The sequence below is a fragment of the Streptomyces sp. NBC_00341 genome, from assembly GCF_041435055.1.
Taxonomy (GTDB): domain Bacteria; phylum Actinomycetota; class Actinomycetes; order Streptomycetales; family Streptomycetaceae; genus Streptomyces.
In genome coordinates, this window is sequence record NZ_CP108002.1 from 6,775,547 (window position 1) to 6,794,569 (window position 19,023).

Sequence of the window (19,023 nt, forward strand, 5' to 3'; positions counted from 1 at the left end):
TGCGAGAAACATCGCTTGGGTCGTCGAGCCGGCGTGGTGGTCCGATGGCCGGCGAGCCGCGCGCTCACCGTGGAGAGGCTGCGGGGCCCTCCGGGGCTTTCCGAGAATTGACTCGTTTCCAGCTCCACGCAATCCGCTTGCGCTTCTTGCGCTAATCTTGCACACATGACGCGACGACTTGCTCAGGTGGCACAAAAGGTTGGAGTCAGCGAGGCCACGGTCAGCCGGGTGCTCAACGGCAAGCCAGGAGTCTCCGACGCCACGCGGCAGGCCGTCCTGTCCGCGCTGGACGTGCTCGGTTACGAGCGGCCGACCCAACTGCGCGGCGAGCGGGCCCGGCTGGTCGGCCTGGTCCTGCCCGAGCTACAGAATCCGATCTTCCCCGCCTTCGCCGAGGTGGTCGGGAGCGCACTCGCCCAGCAGGGCCTCACGCCCGTCCTGTGCACCCAGACCAAGGGCGGTGTCTCCGAGGCGGAATACGTCGAACTGCTCCTCCAGCAGCAGGTCTCGGGCGTCGTCTTCGCCGGTGGCCTCTACGCCCAGACCGACGCCCCGCACGACCACTACAAGGTGCTGGCCGACCGGAAGATCCCCGTCGTCCTCATCAACGCGGCCATCGACCACCTCGACTTCCCCGGCATCTCCTGCGACGACACCGTGGCCGTCGAACAGGCCTGGCGGCATCTCGTCTCGCTCGGCCACGAGCGCATCGGCCTGGTGCTCGGCCCCTCGGACCACGTGCCCTCGCAGCGCAAGCTGGCCGCCGCCCGGGTGCTCGCGGAGGAGGCCGGCACGACCATGCCGGACAAGTGGGTCGCCAGGGCGATGTACTCGCTGGAGGGCGGGCAGGCGGCCGCCATGCGGCTGCTGGACGAAGGGGTCACGGGGTTCATCTGCGCCAGTGACGTGCTGGCCCTGGGAGCGGTGCGCGCGGCGCGCCGCCGCGGCCTTTCCGTGCCCGCCGACGTCTCCGTCGTCGGGTACGACGACTCGGCGTTCATGAACTGCACGGAGCCGCCGCTGACCACGGTCCGGCAGCCGATCGAGGCCATGGGGCGGGCCGCCGTCGAGCTGCTCTCCGTGCAGATCGGAGGACGTGCTGTGCCGTCCGACGAGCTCCTCTTCGAGCCCGAACTGGTGGTGCGCGGCTCCACTGCCCAGCCCCCGCGCAACGCTTCCCGCTGATCGTCGTGAATTTGCGCCTCGTGGACGGTCTATTGCGAAGGTGACCCTGTGGCATCGGGCAGCGGCCGGGGCGGCCGCTGCCCGATGTACTGGCCGATGGGGCGCATCCGCAGCGGGCGCTCCCCGTACTCCTCCAGGGCGTGCGCGATCCACCCCGCCGTACGGGAGATCGCGAACACGGTCTCGCCCGCCTCCGTGGCCATGCCGGAGGAGACGGACAGCACCGCGAGCGCCATATCGACATTCGCGTGCAACGGGGTGTGGCGCGCGGTCGTGGTGACCACGTCGCGGGCCGCGGCCAGCGCCGGCGCCGCTCGCGGGATGTCCGCGAGCAGGGCGAACAGTGCGGTGGCCCGTGGGTCCTCGCCGGTGTAGAGCCGGTGGCCCAGCCCCGGCACCCGGCGGCCGGTGCGGAGATGGTCCGCGACCACCGGGGCCGCCCCGCCCCGTTCCAGCGCCTCGGCCAGCATCCGGTGCGCCAGTCCGCTGGCCGCGCCGTGCAGTGGCCCCTCCAGAACTCCGAGCCCCGCCGAGACCACCGCGTACGGATGGGCCCTGGCCGAGGCGGCGACCCGGGCCGCCAGGGTGGAAGCGGCCAGATCGTGGTCGATCAGCAGCCCGAGGGCGGTGTCCAGCACGTCGAGTGACGCCTCGTCGGCGGGGTGTTCGGTGAGTTTCGGCCACAGTTGACGCGCGAGTCCGGAATCGGTGGGCGCGACCGTGCCCCGGCCCGTGCCCTGGTTCGCACCGCCGTCCCCATTCGCGTCCCCCGCCGGATCCCCGGAAGCGTCCGCATCCGCGACCCTGTCCGCGCCCACCATCGGCAGCGCGCCCACCAGCGTCGGGATCAGGCTCCGCGCGCTCCCCAGCACCGCCTCGCGAGACAGGTCGAAACGCAGCGGATCGGCGGTGGCCGCGGCGACGACCGCGACCCGCAGCCGGTCCGTCGAACCGCAGTGCGCCGGCAGTGCGCCGACCGTCCGGCGCGCCGCGGCCAGCGCCTCGCGGGGTGCGGTGAAGTGCGCGCCCGTCCGCAGCTCACCGGTCCAGAGCCACTCGGCGATCTCCTCGTAGGTGTGACGCCGGGCCAGCTCCGTGGCGTCCACGCCGCGGAAGCAGTAGCGGTCGCCCTCGATGAGCGTGATGCCGGTCCGGAACGACAGCTCGCCGGCCGGGGAGGCGGGCTCCCTGCGTCCCGTCCGCCGCGCCAGGGCGTCGACCTCCGCCGCGTCGAACGTACTGCCCCGCCCGCCGGGCGCGCGGTTGCTGCTCAGCTGGCCCCGGCTCACGTACGCGTACACCGTCTCGGGCTTCACGCCCAGGCGCTCGGCCGTCTCCCGGGTGGTGAGCCGGTGCGCCGTGCGCCCCGAACCGTCGCCCGCGCCCGCTTGATCCGTCATGGTGCTCACCGTATCCATATTGATTCAATCAACATTGACAGATCTCAAGTCAAGCATGGACAGTCGAATCAATGTCAAGACTCGCAGCACCGGAATGCTCCTGGAGGAAGCAATGACGACCATGACCGGCTCGGCCCCGCTCGACGTCCCCCGAGGTCTCGCGGGTGTCGTCGTCACGGACACGGCCCTCGGCGATGTCCGGGGGCGCGAGGGCTTCTACCACTACCGGCAGTACTCGGCGATCGAGCTGGCGCAGACCCGCAGCTTCGAGGACGTCTGGTACCTGATGACCGAGGGCGAGCTGCCGGGTCCGGCCGCCCGCGCCGACTTCGCCACCCGTACCGCCGCGCTGCGCCGGCTGCCCGCCGAGGTGCGGGACGCCCTGCCCGCCATAGCCCGCGCCGGCGCCGTCTCCGGCCCGCTCGCGGGGCTGCGCACGGCGCTCTCGCTGCTCGGGGCGTCGGCGGGCTTCCGCCCGGTGTACGACATCGACGCGGACCGGCGCCGCGCCGACGCGCTGACCGCCTGCGCCGCGGTCCCCACCGTGCTCACCGCCCTGCACCGGCTCGGCCAGGGACTCGAACCGGTGGAACCCCGCGACGACCTGCCCTACGCGGCCAACTACCTCTACATGCTCACCGGTTCCGTGCCGGACGCCGCCCGGGTCAGGGCCGTCGAGCAGTATCTGATCTCCACCGTCGACCACGGTTTCAACGCCTCGACCTTCACCGGCCGGGTCGTCGCCTCCACCGGCGCGGACATCGCCGCCTGCCTGGTGGCGGCCGTCGGCGCGCTCTCCGGACCGCTGCACGGCGGTGCGCCGAGCCGCGCCCTGGACACCCTGGACGCGATCGGGACCCCCGACCGCATCGACGGCTGGATCCGCGAGCGGGTGCTCGCCGGCGACCGGATCATGGGCTTCGGACACCCGGTCTACCGCACGGAGGACCCCCGCTCCCGCATGCTGCGTTCCATCGCCCAGAGCTTCGGCGGACCGCTCGTCGACTTCGCCGTCGAGGTGGAACGGCAGGTCGAGGCGATCCTCGCCGAGCTCAAGCCGGGGCGCGAACTGCACACCAACGTGGAGTTCTACGCCGGAGTGGTCATGGAGCTGTGCGGGCTGCCGCGCGAGATGTTCACGCCGACGTTCTGCTCCGCGCGGGTGGTCGGCTGGAGCGCCAATATCCTGGAGCAGGCGGAGGACTCCAAGATCATCCGCCCGGCGGCCCGCTACGTCGGCCCGCCTCCGCCGCAGCCGGTCCCGGCCGCCTGACGTCCCCGGAAGGGCCCCGTTGAACCCGTCGTCACCGCCCCGCAGCCGGCAGATCCCGGTCATCGTCCTCGCCGGATTCCTGGGATCCGGCAAGACGACGCTGCTCAACCACCTGCTGCGCCACCGCGCCGGAAACCGGATCGGCGTGATCGTCAACGACTTCGGGTCCATCGAGATCGACGCCATGACCGTGTCCGGACAGGTCGGCTCGACCGTCTCGCTCGGCGGCGGCTGCCTGTGCTGCGCGGTCGACGTGAGCGAGCTCGACACCTATCTGGAGACCCTGACCCGGCCCGCCGCCCGCCTCGATGTGATCGTCATCGAGGCGAGCGGGCTCGCCGAACCCCAGGAACTCGTACGGATGCTGCTCGCCAGCGACAACCCGCACATCGTCTACGGGGGACTGGTCGAGGTGGTCGACGCCGCCGAGTTCGCCGCCACCCGGGAGCGCTACCCGGAGATCGACCGCCATCTCGCGGTGGCGGACCTCGTCGTACTGAACAAGACCGACCGGGCCGGGGAGGCCGACCAACTGCGCGTCCGGGAGGCCGTCGCGGCCACCGGCAGCACGGCGGCCGTTGTCCCCGCCTGCTACGGACGCGTCGATCCCGAGCTGCTCTTCGATCCCGCGCTGCGGCCCGACAGCGAGGAGAAGGCACGTCAGCTGAGCTTCGAGGACCTGTACCTGGAGGAGCGGGCGCCGGATACGGGGGAGGAGCACGGGGACCATCTGCACGTGGCGTACGAGAGTCTCGACTTCACCTCCGACGTGCCCATGAGCCCCCGTCGGCTGATGGCCTTCCTGGACTCCCGGCCGGAAGGGCTCTACCGGATCAAGGGGTACGTCGACTTCGGCGCGGGAGACCCCGGCAACGTCTACGCGCTGCACTCCGTCGGCAGGTTCCTGCGGTTCGCCCCGCAGCCCTGGGCACGTGGCGGGCCCCGGCTGACCCGGCTCGTGCTGATCGGCTCCGGCATCGACGTACCGGCCCTGCGCAAGGCGCTGGAGGACTGTCGCGCACCGGACGGGCCGACGCCCGACATGGCGCAGGACGCCGCACACGAGCGATCCATGTGGGGCGTCCTGCGGTACGTGCGCGGGCCCGGCGACGACGCGTAGGGCCGGGCCGGCTACACCGGGCCGGCGATCACCGCGACCGGGGACTCCAGAGGCGTCCCGGAACCGTCGCGGCGCGGGTCGGGCTCGGGCAGCGTGGCCGGTGTGCCGTTCTTCTGCGCGGCGCGGGCGGGTGTCGGGCCCGCCCAGGCGAACGTGAGCACGTCCTCGCCCTTCAGGAACCGCTGACAGCGCACCCCGCCGGTGGCCCGGCCCTTGCGCGGGTACTGGTCGAACGGGGTGAGCTTGCAGGTCAGCACCGAGTCGTCCAGCGTGCCGTGCGAACCGGCCACCGTGAACACCACGGCGTCCGAGGCCGGATCCACCGCGGCGAACGAGAGCACCTCCGCGCCCTCCGTGAGCTTCACGCCCGCCATACCGCCGGCCGGACGCCCCTGCGGGCGCACCTGCGCCGCCGGGTAACGCAGCAACTGCGCGTCCGAGGTGATGAAGACCAGGTCCTCCTCGCCGGTGCGCAGTTCCACCGCGCCGACGATCCGGTCACCGTCCTTGAGGGAGATGACCTCCAACTCCTCCTTGTTGGCCGGATAGTCGGGCACCACACGCTTCACGACGCCCTGCAGGGTTCCGATCGCCAGCCCCGGCGAGGACTCGTCGAGGGTGGTGAGGCACACGACCTCCTCGTCCGCCTCCAGAGTGAGGAACTCCGCGACCATCGCTCCGCCCGAGAGGTTGGGCGCCGCGTGGGTGTCCGGCAGCTGCGGCAGATCGATCACGGCGAGCCGCATCAGCCGCCCCGTCGAGGTCACCACGCCGATATCGCCCCGTGCAGTGGCCGGTACGGACGACACGATCACATCGTGCTTGGCGCGCTTGGCGTCCTCGCCGAAGACGATCGGGTCGCCGTTGGCCGTACGGGCCAGCAGACCGGTCGAGGAAAGCAGCACCCGGCACGGGTCGTCCGCGACCTCCAGCGGAACCGCCGCGATCTGCGAACCGGCCGACTCCAGCAGCACCGTACGCCGGTCGGTGCCGAACTTCTTGGCGACCGCGGCCAGTTCCGTGGAGACGAGCTTGCGCAGCTCGGGGTCCGATTCGAGGATCGCGGTCAGCTCTTCGATCTCGGCGTTGAGCCGGTCCCGCTCGCTCTCCAGCTCGACCCGGTCGAACCGGGTGAGCCGGCGCAGCGGGGTGTCCAGGATGTACTGCGTCTGGACCTCGCTCAACGAGAAGCGCTCGATGAGCCGGTCCTTGGCCTGCGCCGAATTGTCACTGGACCGGATGAGCCGGATGACCTCGTCGATGTCGATCAGCGCGACGAGGAGGCCCTCGACCAGGTGAAGCCGGTTGCGGCGCTTGGTCCGGCGGAACTCGCTGCGCCGGCGCACCACGTCGAAGCGGTGGTCGAGGTAGACCTCCAGGAGCTCCTTGAGGCCCAGGGTGAGCGGCTGTCCGTCGACCAGCGCCACGTTGTTGATGCCGAAGGACTCCTCCATCGGCGTCAGCTTGTAGAGCTGCTCCAGCACGGCCTCCGGCACGAAGCCGTTCTTCACCTCGATGACCAGGCGCAGTCCGTGCGCGCGGTCGGTGAGGTCCTTGACGTCCGCGATGCCCTGGAGCTTCTTCGCCGAGACCAGGTCCTTGATCTTGGCGATCACCTTCTCAGGACCGACGCTGAAGGGCAGTTCGGTGACGACCAGACCCTTGCGACGTGCCGTGACGCTCTCCACGGCGACGGTGGCCCGGATCTTGAACGAGCCGCGCCCCTTCGCGTACGCGTCCTTGATGCCTCCGAGGCCCACGATCCGGCCACCGGTCGGCAGGTCGGGACCGGGGACGAACCGCATCAGGGTGTCCAGGTCCGCGCCCGGATGCTTGATCAGGTGGCGGGCGGCGGCGATGACCTCGCCCAGGTTGTGCGGCGGCATATTGGTCGCCATGCCGACCGCGATCCCGGTCGTGCCGTTGACCAGGAGGTTGGGATAGGCGGCCGGCAGGACGACCGGCTCCTGCTCCTGGCCGTCGTAGTTCGACTGGAAAGCGACGGTGTCCTCGTCGATCGACTCCGTCATCAACGACGTCGCGTCGGCCATCCGGCACTCGGTGTACCGCATCGCGGCCGGCGGGTCGTCGTTGCCGAGCGAGCCGAAGTTTCCGTGTCCGTCGACAAGGGGGAGCCGCATGGAGAACGGCTGTGCCATCCGCACCAGCGCGTCGTAGATCGACGCGTCACCGTGCGGGTGCAACTTACCCATGACCTCGCCGACGACGCGGGCGCACTTCACGTAGCCGCGGTCCGGGCGCAGGCCCATCTCGTTCATCTGGTACACGATGCGGCGGTGCACCGGCTTCAAGCCGTCACGGGCGTCCGGCAGGGCCCGTGAGTAGATCACCGAATACGCGTACTCGAGGAAGGAGCCCTGCATTTCGTCGACGACGTCGATGTCGAGGATCTTCTCCTCGAAGTCGTCCGGCGGCGGGGTCTTCGTGCTGCGGCGGGCCATCGCGGCTGCGACTCCTTCACGGATTCTGTTCGGGCAACCTCAGGTTCTGACGCGGACCATTGTGGACCGCCGCACCGACAACTCCGACCTCGACCCGTCCCAAAGGCGGTTCTCGACCCGTTCCGAGGGGGGTTCCGCACCCGCTCCGAGGGGGTTCTCGGCCCGTCCCGATGGGGCCGGGACCCTCTTTGCCGCCGACTTCCGCAGAACTTCCGCATGACTTGCGCATGACGTGCGCGGCACGGGAACTTCGCCAGGTGTCGGTGCGCTTGCTTACAGTGGCAGGTCTCGCATCACATCCAGTATCGCGATCGAAGGGACGTACATGCCCATGGGTCACACGGCCACAGCCCAGGCCGGCTCCGGCGGCTTGACAGCGACCGAGCACCGTCTGGCCAACGGCCTGCGCGTGGTGCTCTCCGAGGACCATCTGACCCCGGTCGCCGCGGTGTGCCTCTGGTACGACGTCGGCTCGCGCCACGAGGTCAAGGGACGCACCGGCCTGGCTCACCTTTTCGAGCACCTGATGTTCCAGGGCTCCGGCCAGGTCAAGGGGAACGGCCACTTCGAGCTGGTGCAGGGCGCCGGCGGCTCGCTCAACGGCACCACCAGTTTCGAGCGGACCAACTACTTCGAGACGATGCCCACGCACCAGCTGGAGCTCGCCCTGTGGCTCGAGGCCGACCGGATGGGCTCGCTGCTCGCCGCGCTCGACGAGGAGTCCATGGAGAACCAGCGGGACGTCGTCAAGAACGAGCGCCGGCAGCGGTACGACAACGTCCCGTACGGCACCGCGTTCGAGCGGCTGACCGCCCTCGCGTACCCGGAGGGCCACCCGTACCACCACACCCCGATCGGGTCCATGGCGGACCTGGACGCGGCGACCCTCGATGACGCGCGGTCCTTCTTCCGTACGAACTACGCGCCCAACAACGCGGTGCTCTCGGTCGTCGGTGACATCGACCCCGAGCAGACGCTCGCCTGGATCGAGAAGTACTTCGGCACCATCCCGTCGCACGACGGCAAGCAGCCGCCGAGGGACGGCTCGCTGCCCGAGGTGATCGGCGGTGAGCTGCGCGAGGAGGTCCACGAGGAGGTCCCGGCGCGTGCGCTGATGGCCGCCTACCGGCTGCCGCACGACGGCACCCGGGAGTGCGACGCCGCGGATCTCGCGCTGACCGTGCTGGGCGGCGGCGAGTCGTCCCGGCTGCACAACCGGCTGGTCCGTCGTGACCGGACGGCCGTCGCGGCCGGATTCGGGCTGCTGCGGCTGGCCGGCGCGCCCTCGCTCGGCTGGCTGGACGTCAAGACGTCCGGCGGCGTCGAGGTGGCGCAGATCGAGGCCGCGGTCGACGAGGAGCTCGCCCGGTTCGCCGAGGAGGGCCCCTCGCCGGAGGAGATGGAGCGCGCCCAGGCCCAGTTGGAGCGCGAGTGGCTGGACCGGCTCGGTACGGTCGCGGGCCGCGCCGACGAACTGTGCCGGTTCGCCGTGCTGTTCGGTGACCCGCAGCTCGCCCTGAGCGCGGTGCACCGGGTGCTCGACGTCACCGCGGAGGAGGTCCGGGCGGCCGCCAGGGCCCAGCTGCGGCCCGACAACCGGGCGGTGCTGGTCTACGAGCCGGTCGAGTCCGCGGAGCCCGCAGACGAGGCGGAGACCGACGCCGCCGACGACACCGACGCGCACGAAGGGGCGGACAAGTGAGCGACGCTGCCGTGACTGGAGTTTCGATGGAGTACCACCCGCAGCCCGCCCCCGGCACGGCCAGGCCCTGGGCCTTCCCCGCGCCCGAGCGCGGTGCCCTGCCCAACGGCCTCACGGTGCTGCGCTGCCACCGTCCCGGCCAGCAGGTCGTCGCCGTAGAGGTCTTCCTCGAAGCCCCGCTCGACGCCGAACCCGAGGGTCTGGACGGGGTGGCCACGATCATGTCGCGCGCCCTTTCGGAGGGCACCGACAAGCACAGCGCGGAGGAGTTCGCCGCCGAGCTGGAGCGGTGCGGCGCCACCCTGGACGCCCACGCCGACCACCCCGGTGTCCGGGTCTCCCTGGAGGTGCCCGCCTCCCGGCTGGCCAAGGCGCTCGGCCTGGTCGCGGAGGCCCTGCGGGCCCCGGCCTTCGCCGACAGTGAGATCGAGCGGCTGGTGAACAACCGGCTCGACGAGATCCCGCACGAGCAGGCGAACCCGGCCCGGCGCGCGGCCAAGCAGCTCTCCAAGGAGCTCTTCCCGGCCACGGCCCGTATGTCGCGCCCGCGCCAGGGCACCGAGAAGACCGTCGAGCGGATCGACTCCGCGGCCGTGCGCGCCTTCTACGACGCCCACGTCCGCCCGTCCACCGCGACCGCCGTGGTCGTCGGTGACCTCACCGGCATCGACCTGGACGCCCTGCTCTCCGACACCCTGGGCGACTGGTCGGGCAACACCGCCGCGTCCCGTCCGGTCCCGCCGATCACCGCCGACGACACCGGCCGCGTGGTCATCGTGGACCGCCCCGGAGCGGTGCAGACCCAGCTGCTGATCGGCCGGATCGGCGCCGACCGGCACGACAGCGTCTGGCCGGCCCAGGTACTCGGCACGTACTGCCTGGGCGGCACGCTGACCTCCCGGCTCGACCGGGTGCTGCGTGAGGAGAAGGGCTACACCTACGGCGTACGCGCCTTCGCCCAGGTGCTGCGCTCCTCGGCCCCGGACTCCGCCTCGGGGGCGACCGGCGCCGCGATGCTCGCCATCAGCGGATCGGTTGACACCGAGTCCACCGGCCCGGCGCTGGAAGACCTGTGGAAGGTGCTGCGGACCCTGGCCGCGGAGGGCCTGACGGACGCCGAGCGCGAGACGGCCGTGCAGAACCTCGTGGGCGTGGCACCGCTGAAGTTCGAGACGGCCGCCTCCGTCGCGGGCACCCTCGCGGACCAGGTCGAGCAGCACCTCGCGGACGACTACCAGGCGCAGCTGTACGCGCGCCTCGCCGAGACCGGCACGGTGGAGGCGACGGCGGCCGTGGTCAACGCCTTCCCGGAGGACCGGCTGGTCACGGTCCTCGTCGGGGACGCCGCACAGATCAAGGAGCCCGTCACGGCTCTCGGCATCGGAGAGGTCTCGGTCGTCACCGGCTGACCTGCCACCGCCCCCGACAGCGGGGCGGGAGCGAGGCCCTGGCGGGTCGTCTGCCGCCAGGGCCTCCCTTTTTGTCCGCTTTGGTGGAGAGGTTGCCTGTCTGCCCTGTGGGATGCGCTACAAAACCGCCTGTCCGTTTGGTGCGGGGAAGTGCCCCCGCTTAGCGTCGGCCCGGCTGTCCGTCACTCGTATGCCGCATCCGCGACGTACCGGGCAGCCATCGCCGAGTCCCCGTCAGGCGCGAGCCCGGGGAGCCGGGGACCCACGCAGTCCCTGGGGTGAATCGGATGCCCATGCCTCGACGAGGTTCGGGACTCCGTAGGAGACCTTCCTGCTCCGAACCCGTCAGCTAACCCGGTAGGCGAGAAGGAAGGAAAGGACCAGCCACTTCATGGCGTTCACCCGTGCCACGGGGAAGCACCGTGCCCCGAGCCGTCTGACGCGCCGAGGCGCGAAGGCCGTCGGCATCGCGACCCTGGCGACCACCGGCGTCATCGGCTCGCTGGCCTCCCCGGCGCTCGCCGCGGACACCGAGGCCCCCGCCGCCGATACCGGTCTCTCCCAGATCATCACCATCGAGGGCGACCTGGCCGACCGGATCGACGCCCAGGCGGACGCACAGCGGCACCAGGCCGACGCCGTCGCCAAGGCGAAGGCCAAGGCCGAAGCCGACGCGAAGAAGAAGGCCGAGGCGAAGGCCAAGAAGGCCAAGGCCGCCGCCAAGGCCAAGGAGGCCCGCGAGAGCGAGGCGCGCGCCGCCCGCTCCGCCGAGCGCGCCCGGCTCGGCACCTTCCAGCTGCCCGTCGCGGGTTCCTACGTGAGCACCGGCTACAAGTCCAGCGGCTCCCTGTGGTCCTCCGGCAGCCACTCCGGCATCGACTTCCACGCGGCGTCCGGCAGTTCCGTCGTCGCCGTCGGCGCCGGTACGGTCGTCGAGGCCGGCTGGGGCGGCGCGTACGGCAACAACATCGTGCTCCGGATGACGGACGGCACGTACACCCAGTACGGCCACCTCTCCTCGATCGGCGTCTCCGTCGGCCAGAGCGTCGGCCAGGGGCAGCGGATCGGCCTCTCCGGCGCCACCGGCAACGCCACCGGACCGCACCTCCACTTCGAGGCCCGCACCACCCCGTCGTACGGCTCCGACATGGACCCGGTCGCGTATCTGCGCGCGCACGGCGTCACCGTCTGACCGACGCGAAGCACCTCACCGAAGGCCCCGGCGATGCGCCGGGGCCTTCAGTCGTACCCGGCCGCCGGGCCGTGGTGCGGCCCCCCTTCCCGAACCCGTCCGCGACCAAAAGATATTCATGAATTTACGCCCGGCATCGGAAATGCGTCCGCATTGCAATAGAGTCACAGGACAGGCGTCGATCGGCCGCGTTTCGCGGGGATTAAGGCGGAGGTTCGGACATGCGCATTCCGGCGCATTCGGTATGCACGGCAATCCGTGACGACATCGTCTCCGGTGTCTTCGAACGCGGCAGCCGACTCACCGAGGAGGTGCTCGCACGCCGTTACGGGGTTTCCCGCGTCCCGGTGCGTGAAGCGCTGCGCACCCTGGAGTCCGAGGGTTTCGTGGTCACCCGCAGGCATGCCGGGGCCTGCGTCGCCGAGCCCGACGAGCAGGAGGCGGCCGACCTGCTCGAGGTCCGGATGCTGCTGGAGCCGCTCGGTGCGGCCCGTGCCGCCCAGCGCCGCACCGACGCCCATCTCAAGGTGTTGCGCGGCCTGGTCAGGCTGGGCCAGGAGCGGGCCCGCCGGGGCGAGGGCGAGGATCTGCGCTCACTGGGCGGCTGGTTCCACGAGACCCTCGCCCAGGCCTCCGGCAGCCCCGGCCTGATCGCACTGCTCACCCAGCTCCGGCACAAGATCGCCTGGATGTACGCGGTCGACCCGCCGGCCCGTCCCGCCGATTCCTGGGCCGAGTACGGGGCCATCGTGGACGCCGTGGCACGCGGTGACGCGGAACGGGCGAGGGTGCTCGCCGCCCAGCACGCCGAGCGGGCCACCGGCGCGCACCGGCTGCGCCGCCCCGGCCGCCCTGCTGCGCCGGCCGTACCCCGGGCCGCCCGGGTGAGGACTTCGCAACATGCCGTAAACACCCAGGGCGGCCGTCATTAACAATTACGCCGTATACAAGAAGCAGCTATTCGTCGAGGCATTCCAGGGCCGGCCCATTTTGTTGTTCTGCTCGCCGTCCTGAATCATTTCCGCGGCCGGACCATATGGGTCGGGCGGCATTCTCGTGCGAACGCAAAAGCCGCGGCTCCCGGTCGGGGGTGCCGCGGCTCCTGCGCAGGAATTCCAGGCGGTCGTGACCGCTGGATCAGACGGTCTCCGGGAGCTCGTCGAGCCCCTCGGCGACCAGCTTGGACAGACGGTCCAGAGCGGCCTCTGCGTTGTCGGCCTCGGACGCGAGGATGATCTCCTCGCCGCCCTGGGCGCCGAGCCCGAGCACCGCGAGCATGGACGCGGCGTTCACCGGGTTGCCGTCGGCCTTGGCGATGGTCACGGGGACGCCGGAGGCCGTGGCGGCACGGACGAAGATGGATGCGGGGCGGGCGTGCAGGCCCTCGGCCCAACCGACGTTGACGCGGCGCTCAGCCATGGTTCTGCCCTTCACGAATCAATGGTTGTCTAGACCAGTCTCTCATGCAGTGCGCGATGCTCCGGCCGACCCGCGGCCCGTCCGCGGACCGCTTCCGCCGTCGGCCGGCCACCCCAAGACTGCCCCGGCCCCGACCCCCACGCGACCGCTGGCAGAGCCGTAGGCTTTGCCCATGGAGCCCTCTGTGGAGCAGAGTCCGCATCACGCCTACCCCGGCCACTGGGAGGCGGACGTGGTGCTCCGCGACGGCGGCACCGCCCGGATCAGGCCGATCACCACGGACGATGCCGAACGGCTGGTCAGCTTCTACGAGCAGGTCTCCGACGAGTCGAAGTACTACCGCTTCTTCGCTCCCTACCCCCGGCTCTCCGCCAAGGACGTCCACCGCTTCACCCATCACGACTACGTCGACCGGGTGGGACTCGCCGTCACGGTGGGCGGCGAGTTCATCGCCACCGTCCGCTATGACCGCATCGACGCCACGGGCAGGCCCGCCTCCGCCCCGGCGGACGAGGCCGAGGTCGCCTTCCTCGTCCAGGACGCGCACCAGGGCCGCGGCGTCGCCTCCACGCTGCTCGAACACATCGCGGCCGTCGCCCGCGAGCGCGGCATCCGGCGCTTCGCCGCCGAGGTGCTCCCCGCCAACAACAAGATGATCAAGGTGTTCCGGGACGCCGGATACACCCAGCAGCGCAGCTTCGAGGACGGCTCCGTCCACCTCACCCTGGACCTCGAACCGACCGCCGAGTCGCTCGCCGTCCAGCGCGCCCGCGAGCAGCGGGCAGAGGCGCGGTCCGTGCAGCGGCTGCTCGCACCCGGCTCCGTCGCCGTCATCGGCACGGGGCGCAACCCGGGCGGGGTCGGCCGCACCGTCCTGCGCAACCTCCTGGGCGCGGGCTTCACCGGCCGCACCTACGCGGTGAACAGCGCCCTGGACGCGGACCAGGACACCATCGACGGGGTGCCCGCCCACCGCTCCCTCGGCGAGATCGGTGAACCGGTCGACCTCGCCGTCGTCGCCGTCCCCGCCGAGCGGGTGCCCGAGGCCGTCGCCGACTGCGGGGAGCACGGCGTCCAGGGCCTCGTCGTCCTCTCCGCCGGATACGCCGAGTGGGGCGCCGAGGGCCGCGAGCGGCAGCGCGAACTGGTGCGCCAGGCCCGCTCGTACGGCATGCGCATCATCGGCCCGAACGCCTTCGGCATCATCAACAACTCCGAGGCGGTCCGGCTGAACGCCTCACTCGCCCCGGAGCGGCCCGCCTCCGGGCGCATCGGCCTGTTCACCCAGTCCGGCGCGATCGGCATCGCCCTGCTCTCCGGGCTCTACCGGCGCGGCGCGGGGCTCTCCACCTTTATCTCGGCCGGAAACCGCGCCGACATCTCCGGCAACGACTTCCTCCAGTACTGGTACGAGGACCCGGACACCGACGTCGCCCTGCTGTACCTCGAATCGCTCGGCAACCCCCGTAAGTTCACCCGCCTCGCCCGGCGTACCGCAGCCGTGAAGCCGGTGGTCGTGGTCAAGGGCGCCCGGCACAGCGGCTCCACCCCGCCGGGCCACGCCGTGCCCATCAGCCGGATCCCGGACGCCACCGTCTCCGCGCTGATGCGGCAGGCGGGCGTGATCCGCGTCGACACGGTGACCGAGATGGTCGACGCGGGCCTGCTCCTCGCGGACCAGCCGCTCCCGGCGGGCGGCCGCGTCGCGATCCTCGGCAACTCCGAGTCCCTCGGGCTGCTCACGTACGACGCCTGCCTGGCCGAGGGGCTGCGCCCGCGTCCGCCGCGCGACCTCACCACCGCCGCAACCCCGCAGGACTTCCGGGACGCGCTGGCCGAGGCGCTGGCCGACGAGGGCTGCGACGCGGTGATCGTGACGGCGATCCCCTGGGTGGGCGAGGACGGAGAGGCGGAGCAGGGTGACGGCGAGGTGCTGGCCACCGCCCTGCACACGGCGGCCGCCGCGGGTCCGGCCAAGCCGGTGGCCGTCGTCCACGTGGAGATCGGCGGCCTCGCGGAGGCCCTGGCGGCGGCCACCAGCACGGTGGCCCAGCAGCGCCCGGCCCAGGCGCAGCCGTCCGGCCCGGCGCCGGGCCGCACCCCGGCCACGCCCGCCACAACGGCGCCTCCCGCCCCAACGACGCCTCCTGCCCCAACGACGCCTCCGGTGACGCCCGCGCCCCCCGGCGACACGGACGCCGCGCCCGAGGCGGCCGAATCCGGAGGGGCCCGCGCCGTCGGCCGGATCCCCGCCTACCCGGCCGCGGAGCGCGCCGTCCGGGCGCTCTCCGAAGCAGTGAAGTACGCCCAGTGGCGGCGCCAGGCGGCGGTTCCCGGCAAGGTGCCCGAGTTCCTCGACGACACCATCGACGAGCCGGGCGCGGCAGCCCGTATCGACGCGGCTCTCGGCAAGGACCCCGATCCGCGCGGCAGGCCCCTGTCGCCCGACGAGGCCCGCGAGCTGCTGGCCTGCTACGGCATCGCCGTCCGGCCGACGCTGCCGGCCCCCGACGCGGAGGCGGCCGTCGCCGCCGCCGGGCGGCTCGGCTACCCGGTCGCGCTGAAGACCACCGCACCCCATCTGCGCCACCGCGCCGACCTCGGCGGTGTCCGGCTGGACCTCGCCACCGAGTCCGCCGTGCGCCGTGCCTACGGCGAGCTGACAGAGCTGCTGGGCAAGCCCGCCGAGCTGAGGCCCGTGGTGCAGGCCATGGCGCCGCGCGGTGTCGACACCGTCGTACGGGCGACGATCGACCCGGCCGCGGGCGCCGTCCTCTCCTTCGGCCTGGCGGGCGCGCCGTCCGAGCTGCTCGGTGACACCGCCCACCGGCTGGTTCCGGCCACCGACCGGGACGCCGCCGAGCTGATCCGCTCGATCCGGGCCGCCCCGGTCCTCTTCGGCTGGCGCGGCTCGGCGCCCGTGGACACCGCGGCGCTGGAAGAACTCCTGCTCAGGGTCTCGCTGCTGGTCGACGACCACCCCGAGGTGGTCGCCGTGGCCCTGGAACCCGTGGTGGTCGCCACCCAGGGGCTGACGGTCCTCGGAGCGAGCGTCCGGCTGTCACCGCCCCCGGCCCGTACCGACCTCGGCCCCCGCCGGCTCTCCAACTACTGACCCGCGGGGCCCGCACCGCCCCCGGACTCCGTCCGGCACGGGGCGGGCAGGACGTCCCCGGCAGCCATCAGCCCCCCGTAGGATGGTCCGTATGGCTAAGACCGGTACGACGACCCAGGGGCTGCGCGCGGCGATCGAGCGCAGTGGCTACTACCCGGCCCTCGTGGCCGAGGCGGTGGAGGCCGCCGTGGGCGGTGAGCCGGTCGCTTCGTACCTGGTGCACCAGGAGACCACCTTCGACTCCAACGAGGTGCGCCGGCACGTCACCGTCCTGGTGCTGACGGATAACCGTTTCGTCGTCAGCCACACCGACGAGCAGAACGCCGACACCAGCTCCCCGACGCCCTACGCCACCACCTCCACCGAGTCGGTCAAGCTCGACCGGATCTCCTCCGTCGTGGTGAGCCGCGTGGTGGCCAACCCGGAGAAGTACGTGCCCGGCACGCTGCCCCGCGAGGTCGTCCTGACCATCGGCTGGGGCGCGGTCTCCCGGATCGACCTGGAGCCCGCCGCCTGCGGTGACCCCAACTGCGAGGCGGACCACGGCTACACCGGCAGCTCCACCGCCGACGACCTGAGCCTGCGGGTCAGCGAGGCCGGCGACGGCCCCGACACCGTGCGCCAGACCCTCGCCTTCGCCCAGGCGCTCTCCGAGGCCACGGCCGCGACCGCCGCGGCCGACCGCTGATGGCCCAGCCGGCCTGGCAGGACCCGGTACCACTGGGCATCGACACCGCCCCCGTGCCCGAGTACGGCAGCGGTTCGCTGGCCGATCTGCTGCCCACGCTCGTCGCGGGTCAGGGGGTGGCGGGTTTCACGCCCGCGATCGCGGAGCTCACGCCCGCCGACCGCAACTGCGTCTTCCTGATCGACGGACTCGGCTGGGAGCAGATCCGGTCCCATCCCGACGAGGCGCCCTTCCTGCACTCGCTGCTGCCCACCTCGCGCGGCGGCACGGGCCGCCCGATCACGGCCGGCTTCCCGGCGACCACCGCGACCTCGCTGGCCTCGGTCGGTACCGGCCTGCCCCCGGGCGAGCACGGCCTCACCGGGTACACCGTGCGCAATCCGGCGACCGGCGCGCTGATGAACCAACTGCGCTGGCGGCCCTGGTCGGAGCCGAAGGTCTGGCAGCCGCACCCCACCGTCTTCACCCTCGCCGACGCGGCCGGAGTGCGCACCGCCCAGGTCTCCGCGCCCGCCTTCGAACAGACCCCGCTCACCAAGGTCGCGCTCAGCGGCGGCTCGTTCCTCGGGCGGCTGACCGGCGAGGACCGGATGGACGTCGCGGCCGAGCGGCTGGCCGCCGGTGACCGTTCGCTCGTCTACACCTACTACAGCGAGGTCGACGGCATGGGGCACCGCTTCGGCGTCGACTCCGACGCCTGGCGCGGCCAGCTGATGCACGTCGACGGACTGGCCAGGCGGCTGGCGGAGCAGCTCCCGCCGCGCTCGGCGCTGTACATCACCGCCGACCACGGCATGATCGACATCCCGTTCGACGAGCAGTCCCGGATCGACTTCGACGAGGACTGGGAACTGCGCGCGGGCGTCGCGCTGCTCGGTGGCGAGGGCCGCGCCCGCCATGTGTACGCCGTCCCGGGCGCGGAGGCCGATGTGCTGGCCGTCTGGCGCGAGGTGCTCGGCGAGCAGTTCTGGGTGGCGAGCCGGGATGAGGCCATCGCGGCGGGCTGGTTCGGCCCCCGCGTCGACGAACGCGTCCTCGGCCGGATCGGTGACGTGGTCGCGGCGGCCCACGACGACGTGGTGATCACCGCCACCGACAACGAGCCCCACGAGTCCGCGATGGTGGGCATGCACGGCTCGATGACCCCCGTCGAGCAGCTCGTCCCGCTCCTCGAAGTACGCTCCTAGCCCAGGTCCCCGTACCCCTCCTGCCCGTCCCGAAAGGTGCTCGACCTCTCATGCCCGAGCTGGTTTTCTTCTCCGGAACCATGGACTGCGGGAAGAGCACACTCGCACTCCAGATCGGGCACAACCGTTCGGCGCGGGGCCTCCAGGGCGTGATCTTCACCCGGGACGACCGGGCGGGGGAGGGCAAACTCTCCTCCCGGCTGGGTCTGGTGACGGACGCGGTCGAGGCGGACGAGGGGATGGACCTGTACGCGTACGTGGTGGCCAGGCTCTCCAAGGGCGCCAGGGTCGACTACACGATCGTGGACGAGGCGCAGTTCCTGGCCCCGGACCAGATCGATCAGCTGGCCCGCGTCGTGGACGACCTGGAGATGGACGTCTTCGCCTTCGGGATCACCACGGACTTCCGTACGAAGCTGTTCCCCGGTTCGCAGCGGCTGATCGAGCTGGCTGACCGGGTCGAGCAGCTTCAGGTCGAGGCCCTGTGCTGGTGCGGGGCCCGTGCGACGCACAACGCCCGGACGATAGAGGGCGAGATGGTCGTCGAGGGTGCTCAGGTCGTGGTCGGTGATGTGAACCGCCAGGCGGGCGAGGTCGGTTACGAGGTCCTCTGCCGCCGCCACCACTCGCGCCGGGTGACCGCCGCGTCCGCTCGGGCGGGCGCGCTCTCGCCCGACGTCCTGCCGGTCTCGTCCGCCTGACACCGAGGGCGCCTTCCCGGGAGGCGATGGGCACTGATGGCCGAATTTCGGCCGGTTTCGCCGTGCTCGGCTACCGGGGTGATCCGGGGCGCAACGGTTCCGGAACTCGATGGCCGGAAACCGACTCTCCGCATCTCCCGTGGTGCCGAACTCCTGTTCTAGAGTCGCGG

14 protein-coding genes and 1 riboswitch are annotated in these 19,023 nt (G+C 71.7%); of the genes, 11 read left to right on the top strand and 3 right to left on the bottom strand.

Going from position 1 to position 19,023, the window contains the following annotated elements; all coding sequences use genetic code 11:
• The first annotated feature begins 165 nt into the window (after positions 1 to 165).
• Positions 166 to 1,185 carry a LacI family DNA-binding transcriptional regulator gene (locus OG892_RS30525; RefSeq protein ID WP_073737696.1) on the top strand — a complete coding sequence of 340 codons (1,020 nt, stop codon included), beginning with the start codon at positions 166 to 168 and terminating at the stop codon, positions 1,183 to 1,185.
• 29 nt (positions 1,186 to 1,214) lie between these two features.
• Here the strand turns inward: OG892_RS30525 and OG892_RS30530 are convergent, their stop codons facing one another.
• Entirely contained in the window at positions 1,215 to 2,585 is a 1,371-nt protein-coding gene (locus OG892_RS30530; protein WP_328865198.1) for a citrate synthase, read from the bottom strand.
• A 112-nt stretch (positions 2,586 to 2,697) separates the two neighbouring features.
• On the opposite strand from OG892_RS30530, the gene OG892_RS30535 reads away from it, so the two are divergent.
• Complete coding sequence (locus OG892_RS30535) at positions 2,698 to 3,858, top strand: citrate synthase/methylcitrate synthase (protein WP_073737695.1); 1,161 nt, start codon at positions 2,698 to 2,700, stop codon at positions 3,856 to 3,858.
• Positions 3,859 to 3,877: 19 nt separating this feature from the next.
• A complete protein-coding gene (locus OG892_RS30540) occupies positions 3,878 to 4,978 on the top strand; it encodes a GTP-binding protein (RefSeq protein ID WP_371630761.1) in 1,101 nt (366 codons plus the stop codon).
• A gap of 11 nt (positions 4,979 to 4,989) precedes the next feature.
• On the opposite strand, the gene OG892_RS30545 is transcribed toward OG892_RS30540, so the two are convergent.
• The gene (locus tag OG892_RS30545; protein ID WP_371630762.1) at positions 4,990 to 7,440 is read right to left on the bottom strand and encodes a DNA topoisomerase (ATP-hydrolyzing) subunit A; all 2,451 of its coding nucleotides are present in this window, start codon (positions 7,438 to 7,440) and stop codon (positions 4,990 to 4,992) included.
• A 325-nt stretch (positions 7,441 to 7,765) separates the two neighbouring features.
• On the opposite strand from OG892_RS30545, the gene OG892_RS30550 reads away from it, so the two are divergent.
• The 4 genes from OG892_RS30550 to OG892_RS30565 all read left to right on the top strand — a co-directional run bounded on the left by OG892_RS30550 (position 7,766) and on the right by OG892_RS30565 (position 12,675).
• A complete protein-coding gene (locus OG892_RS30550; RefSeq protein ID WP_199884490.1) occupies positions 7,766 to 9,142 on the top strand; it encodes a pitrilysin family protein in 1,377 nt (458 codons plus the stop codon).
• A gap of 26 nt (positions 9,143 to 9,168) precedes the next feature.
• Entirely contained in the window at positions 9,169 to 10,551 is a 1,383-nt protein-coding gene (locus OG892_RS30555) for a pitrilysin family protein (RefSeq protein WP_073737691.1), read from the top strand.
• Positions 10,552 to 10,762: 211 nt separating this feature from the next.
• Positions 10,763 to 10,930, top strand: a riboswitch (cyclic di-AMP (ydaO/yuaA leader).
• Positions 10,931 to 10,942: 12 nt separating this feature from the next.
• On the top strand, positions 10,943 to 11,743 hold the full coding sequence (locus tag OG892_RS30560) for a M23 family metallopeptidase (RefSeq protein ID WP_371630763.1): 801 nt from the start codon (positions 10,943 to 10,945) through the stop codon (positions 11,741 to 11,743).
• Positions 11,744 to 11,964: 221 nt separating this feature from the next.
• Positions 11,965 to 12,675, top strand: a complete 711-nt coding sequence (locus OG892_RS30565; protein WP_328865194.1) for a GntR family transcriptional regulator — start codon at positions 11,965 to 11,967, stop codon at positions 12,673 to 12,675.
• Between the two features lie 205 nt (positions 12,676 to 12,880).
• On the opposite strand, the gene OG892_RS30570 is transcribed toward OG892_RS30565, so the two are convergent.
• Positions 12,881 to 13,162, bottom strand: coding sequence for an HPr family phosphocarrier protein (locus OG892_RS30570; protein WP_073737688.1), 282 nt, complete (start codon positions 13,160 to 13,162; stop codon positions 12,881 to 12,883).
• A 172-nt stretch (positions 13,163 to 13,334) separates the two neighbouring features.
• Between OG892_RS30570 and OG892_RS30575 the strand changes: the two genes are divergently transcribed.
• The 4 genes from OG892_RS30575 to OG892_RS30590 all read left to right on the top strand — a co-directional run bounded on the left by OG892_RS30575 (position 13,335) and on the right by OG892_RS30590 (position 18,853).
• Positions 13,335 to 16,277, top strand: a complete 2,943-nt coding sequence (locus OG892_RS30575; protein ID WP_371630764.1) for a GNAT family N-acetyltransferase — start codon at positions 13,335 to 13,337, stop codon at positions 16,275 to 16,277.
• Between the two features lie 91 nt (positions 16,278 to 16,368).
• Positions 16,369 to 16,965: a DUF5998 family protein gene (locus tag OG892_RS30580; RefSeq protein WP_024490532.1), complete on the top strand. Its 597-nt coding sequence runs from the start codon at positions 16,369 to 16,371 to the stop codon at positions 16,963 to 16,965.
• Complete coding sequence (locus OG892_RS30585; RefSeq protein WP_073737686.1) at positions 16,965 to 18,152, top strand: alkaline phosphatase family protein; 1,188 nt, start codon at positions 16,965 to 16,967, stop codon at positions 18,150 to 18,152. The genes OG892_RS30580 and OG892_RS30585 overlap by 1 nt, the downstream gene beginning before the upstream one ends.
• 50 nt (positions 18,153 to 18,202) lie before the next feature.
• Positions 18,203 to 18,853 (top strand): thymidine kinase, encoded by a 651-nt coding sequence (locus OG892_RS30590; protein WP_328865192.1) that lies wholly within the window; start codon positions 18,203 to 18,205, stop codon positions 18,851 to 18,853.
• Positions 18,854 to 19,023: the final 170 nt, after the last annotated feature.